The 4,687-nt window shown below is 43.5% G+C and carries 3 protein-coding genes and 1 riboswitch; of the genes, 1 reads left to right on the top strand and 2 read right to left on the bottom strand.

The window, feature by feature from the left end; genetic code table 11:
- Both F6K38_RS31200 and F6K38_RS31195 read right to left on the bottom strand, forming a co-directional pair.
- Positions 1 to 719: magnesium chelatase ATPase subunit I (locus F6K38_RS31200; RefSeq protein ID WP_287358941.1), on the bottom strand; the 719-nt coding region annotated here is incomplete at its 3' end.
- 556 nt (positions 720 to 1,275) lie between these two features.
- Positions 1,276 to 2,436, bottom strand: a complete 1,161-nt coding sequence (locus F6K38_RS31195) for an SAM-dependent methyltransferase (RefSeq protein WP_287358939.1) — start codon at positions 2,434 to 2,436, stop codon at positions 1,276 to 1,278.
- A gap of 383 nt (positions 2,437 to 2,819) precedes the next feature.
- Between F6K38_RS31195 and F6K38_RS31190 the strand changes: the two genes are divergently transcribed.
- Positions 2,820 to 3,770, top strand: a complete 951-nt coding sequence (locus tag F6K38_RS31190) for a YihY/virulence factor BrkB family protein (protein WP_287358937.1) — start codon at positions 2,820 to 2,822, stop codon at positions 3,768 to 3,770.
- A 205-nt stretch (positions 3,771 to 3,975) separates the two neighbouring features.
- A riboswitch (cobalamin riboswitch) is annotated at positions 3,976 to 4,119 on the top strand.
- The last annotated feature ends 568 nt before the right edge of the window (positions 4,120 to 4,687 follow it).

Here is a 4,687-nt window from a genome sequence, read left to right as displayed (position 1 = left end):
TATTCCTCCAGAAACTGCTGGGGAGAGTTAGCGTATGCGATCGCTTGTTCTACTGCCTCCACCCGTTGCTCTAATGCCAAAACACCGTCAGCAGAGAGGGTAATGGCAATTCTGTCCAATAAATGTTCCCGTAATGGTCCCTCGTCGGGATTGTAAGTGGCAATTAAAATTGGTTTGCAGGGATGTTGGAAACTAATGCCTTCTCGCTCAATTAGGTTCCGCCCTTCGGTTAAAACACTCAGTAGCTGATTAGCAATTTGGTCATCAAGGAGGTTAATGTCATCCACATACAACACACCCCGATGAGCTTGGGCAAGTAATCCTGGTTGAAAGACAGGTTCCCCTTGTTTAACAGACTGTTCCACATCCACTGAACCCAGGAGTCGGTCTTCAGTAACTCCTAGAGGAATTTGGATGAAGGGAGCTGGGATGATTTCGGTATCTGGAGAACCGTCAACCTTCAACTGGTCAACCTGTAACTCTTCTTCTTCTGGAGTACAGTTACTCAAGGAACCCTTAACCACTTCAATTGGGGGGAGCAGAGTGTGGATTGCCCGTGCCATCACTGATTTAGCTGTGCCACGGCGTCCTGCGATCGCAACGCCTCCTAATCCAGGGTCAATGGCCGCGAGGAGGAGGGCGAGTTTAATAGCTTCTTGACCCACCACGGCGGTGAGGGGAAAGGTAGGGTTGGCAGGTTTTGTGGTCAGTGCGGGCATAGAGCAACTATTGTCAAACTTCCCTGAGTCAAATCATAGTAGTCTAATAGTACTCTTTAACGACTCCCTATGGTTGATCTAGCCCCATGGGAAATTCTTGAGGGCGACTTTTTCAATAGGTAAGCATTCAGCCATCAGCTATCAGCTATCAGCTATTAGCGATTCGGCGCTTTAACTGCACTGGTTCGGATCAGTAAAACGAGCAGGGATTGTCAACCAGCCATACTCGTTCGTAAGCTTATTTACTACCTCCTAGCTGACGGCTGACGGCTGATAGCTGAATGCTTACTCCAATAGTAATCTGATTTGGAAGCAGACATATAAGCACCTACACAGAATTAATTACCTACTCCCAATCTCTGTAACCCTTACATTGTAATACTTTGAGTTTTGTAAAATGTGTAATTAATTTTGTTTACCTGCTTAGCCTTTCTCCTAGTGAGGGGAGAGGGAAAAAAACCTGTGTAGCTAATTACTATGAGAAACGCTATAAGTCTAGAAGCTAAACGATTACCATCAATTCAAAATTGCTCTAGGAATCTAGGTCTGACCACACTTATTGTAAAGACTTATGATCCTCGGGTAATTCTAAAACCACCCGATAGGCCGTCGCATAGTATGATGATTGGATCATGGTACCCGCTGTCGCCGCAAAAAGTATCCGGAACGTGCGCCAGATTTGTTCATTTGACTTGTCGATAATATCTGCTTTTTTTTCCATCCAGCGCTCATACATACCCTTAGCCCAAAGATAATAGTTGCGACGGTCATTATAGATGGCTTGGATCTCAAATGGTGATTCTCTAACAGCATCGATAAATTCCGTCATATACACCATCCGAAAGGTCCCCGGCCAGATATACTTGGTAATAAAACTGTGCGTAACAAATGACTCTTTGTCTGAGGCAAAGTCGAGATATACTCGTCCGCCAGGTTTAAGATAGTTCAAGAGACGCTCCATCACGCGAGGATAATCAGACAAATCTTCGATTACCCCCATCATGACTATGCCATCATATTTCTGGCTGGGTTGGAAAGAGAAAAAGTCTTGATACTTGACCTCTGCATCAAAGTTATTTTTTTCAATTAAATCTTCTACATACTGTTTTTGGTGCTTAGATAAGGTAATTCCAGTCACACGGATATTTCGGCGTGCGGCAAAACGCAGGAAACCGCCCCAGCCAGAGCCAATATCGAGTACCGAATCATTCGGTTTGAGATTAAGAGATTGAAAGGCAAAGTCTAACTTGCGTTCAGCTCCAACCTCTAGGCTATCCTCATCTTTATCATATATCCCAGGAGTATAAGTATTGTAATCGGTATCCATGGCGAACAATTGGATATTATTGGAGTCATAATGCTTTGATATCCAATCTGGATTGCATTTTTCCCGCCCAAGTAAGAAGGGCTTAAGTCGCCGACCTATCTTTAGCAAAATATGCTGATCGGATAACAGCTCCTGGAACGACATGGCGTTGATTAAGTTCCCTTCGAGATCAATATCACCCTTGATGTAAGCTTCCAGTATCAGTAATTCGTCTAAAGACATGAAAGCTTTTCGACCAGCTGGATTTTTGATGTATATATCCAAGATCGGTTTCTCTTCTCCCATAGTGGTGCTTGACCCATCTTCCCAATGAAGTACAAAGCTAATTGGTAGTGTGTCACGTTTGGATAAGGAGGAGACGAAGTTGCTTACAAATTGGTTTTCAATCATGGGTAACTTAAGATTTTATTGGTTTTTATGGAATTAGCTTACCCCACTAGCTGTCAGCTATCATGCTTAAAATAAATCTCGTTAGCGTAGCGTGGGCCGTTAGCGTAGCGTGCGCAAACAGCAGAATTTAATAGTTTGAGATTAATGAGAATGGAAAGTCTGGGTAAAAGCCCTTGGCCTTTGGCTGATAGCTGACGGCTGTTCCCCTAGCGTGCGCGTAGCGCATTAGGTGAATGCTTAGGATTAACTGACTTATGAAACCATAGTTGGTTAACCGGGATCAATTGTCAATCTAGAATATTCTCAGGCATTGTCAGGTATTTCCAACTGGAACGATGCCGATATAACTAAGCCCAGGAGTTATGAGACCAGGAGTGATGGTGATGAATCCCAAGGCTATTTTAGGACTGCTTAAAGAAACGTTTAAAGAATGGAAGGAGGATAACGCATCTCGACTAGCAGCAGCATTATCCTATTACATGATTTTTTCCCTAGCGCCAGTGCTAATAATTGCGATCGCAATTGTGGGGTCTATTTTTGGGGAAGAGGCGGCTAAGGGCGAGATTGTAGAACAAATCCAAGGATTGGTTGGGGAACAGGGGGCACAGTTTATTCAGACAGCAATTACTAATGCCAATCGGCCTGATGCTAGTGGGGGGTTGGCTTCCTTGATTAGTATTGTGGTGCTGTTGTTCGGTGCATCTGGGGTATTTGGCGAACTCCAAGATGCCTTGAATACGATTTGGGATGTGAAGCTGAAACCAGGACGGGGCATCTGGGGTATTTTGAAAAAACGGATTCTTTCGTTTCTGACCGTGCTGGGTGTAGGACTTTTTCTGCTATTATCCGCTGTGATCAGTACTGCCTTATCCGCTGTGAGGTCTTATAAGAGCGAATTTCTCCAGGAACTGGGTTTACTGTGGCTCTACCAACTTGACTTTGTCTGGACAATTCTGGACTTGCTGGTGTCCTTTGGTATTCTTAGCCTGATGTTTGCTCTGGTTTACAAGTACTTGCCAGATGTGAAAATTGCCTGGAAGGATGTCTGGGTTGGAGCAATTATCACTACCTTACTGTTTAACTTGGGTAAATGGCTATTGTCATGGTATCTCGGCAGAAGCAGTTTTTCTTCAAGTTACGGTGCTGCTGGTTCTTTGGTGGTTTTATTGGCTTGGGTATACTATTCCTCTCAAATTATCTTTTTAGGAGCTGAATTTACCCAAGTTTACGCTAAAATATTTGGTTCAAAAATCGTTCCCGATGACCATGCTACCCCTCTCCCGGCAGTAGGGCAGTTCCCTAGTCTTGAGGAAAGGGATAACCCAAGATCGTAGGAACAGTGAACAGCGGATCTGGGAACAGCGGATCTGGGAACAGGGAATAGGGAATAGGGAATAGGGAATAGGGAATAGGTAAAAAATCCTATGTACCTCATTAAACTAAAAACCGCTTTAATTAATTACGATTAATTAATCTTAATTAATCGTAATTAATATCTTAATTAATATTTAACAAATAATATAGGTCAGATTGTGCTAAACTACCTGAAGTTCCATCGGTTCTGGTGAAGAGCACTCACCAGAGGTAACGGGGAAAGTCCGGTGCAAGTCCGGCGCTGTCCCGCAGCTGTGATGAGGTCTGTGACCTCTAAGTCAGAATGCCCACCAATGGTTTCAGTTGTTAAATCCATCTGCGAGGTACAGATGATGTCTGATGTAGCATTTCCAAAAAAATTAGTCAGTAGGCAACCACATTTCCCAGTAACGTTTGTGATGCCCTTTTTGAGAACTAGTGGTTGAGTAAAAAGTATTTAATAGGTTTGATCTGTAAGCTATCAGCTATCAGCTATCAGCTATCAGCTATCAGCTTATGCGCTACTTGAGGTGCTACTTGAGTGGCCATTGGCCAACGGCTGACCACTGAGCACTGACCACTGATTGCTGACGGCTGACGGCTGACTGCTGACGGCTGACGGCTGACTGCTGACGGCTGACGGCTGACTGCTTACTGCTTACTGCTTACAAAGTAACTAACCCCTAAGAAAGCGCTGACAGTAACTAAGTAAGAAGAAAGTGATAAGAGACTAAAAATTAATAAATTCAACGCTTTATCACTTTTTATCCTATCAGTTTAACTGTGCTACGACACTACTGTAGACTTTTTCAAGATAGTCTTATAAAGCCTAGTATTTCAAGGTAATTAGCACTAAACTGTTGCAAGTATTTTTATCAGTCATTGACCAGCATTTACC

Origin of the sequence: Moorena sp. SIO3B2, from assembly GCF_010692525.1 — a bacterium.
GTDB lineage: Bacteria > Cyanobacteriota > Cyanobacteriia > Cyanobacteriales > Coleofasciculaceae > Moorena > Moorena producens.
This window is presented reverse-complemented; position numbering and strand designations above follow the sequence as displayed.

Excerpts from the sequence above, each read along its gene's own strand:
- F6K38_RS31195 (WP_287358939.1), bottom strand. The coding sequence starts at position 2,436 with ATGATTGAAAACCAATTTGTAAGCAACTTCGTCTCCTCCTTATCCAAA.
- F6K38_RS31190 (WP_287358937.1), top strand. The coding sequence starts at position 2,820 with ATGAATCCCAAGGCTATTTTAGGACTGCTTAAAGAAACGTTTAAAGAA.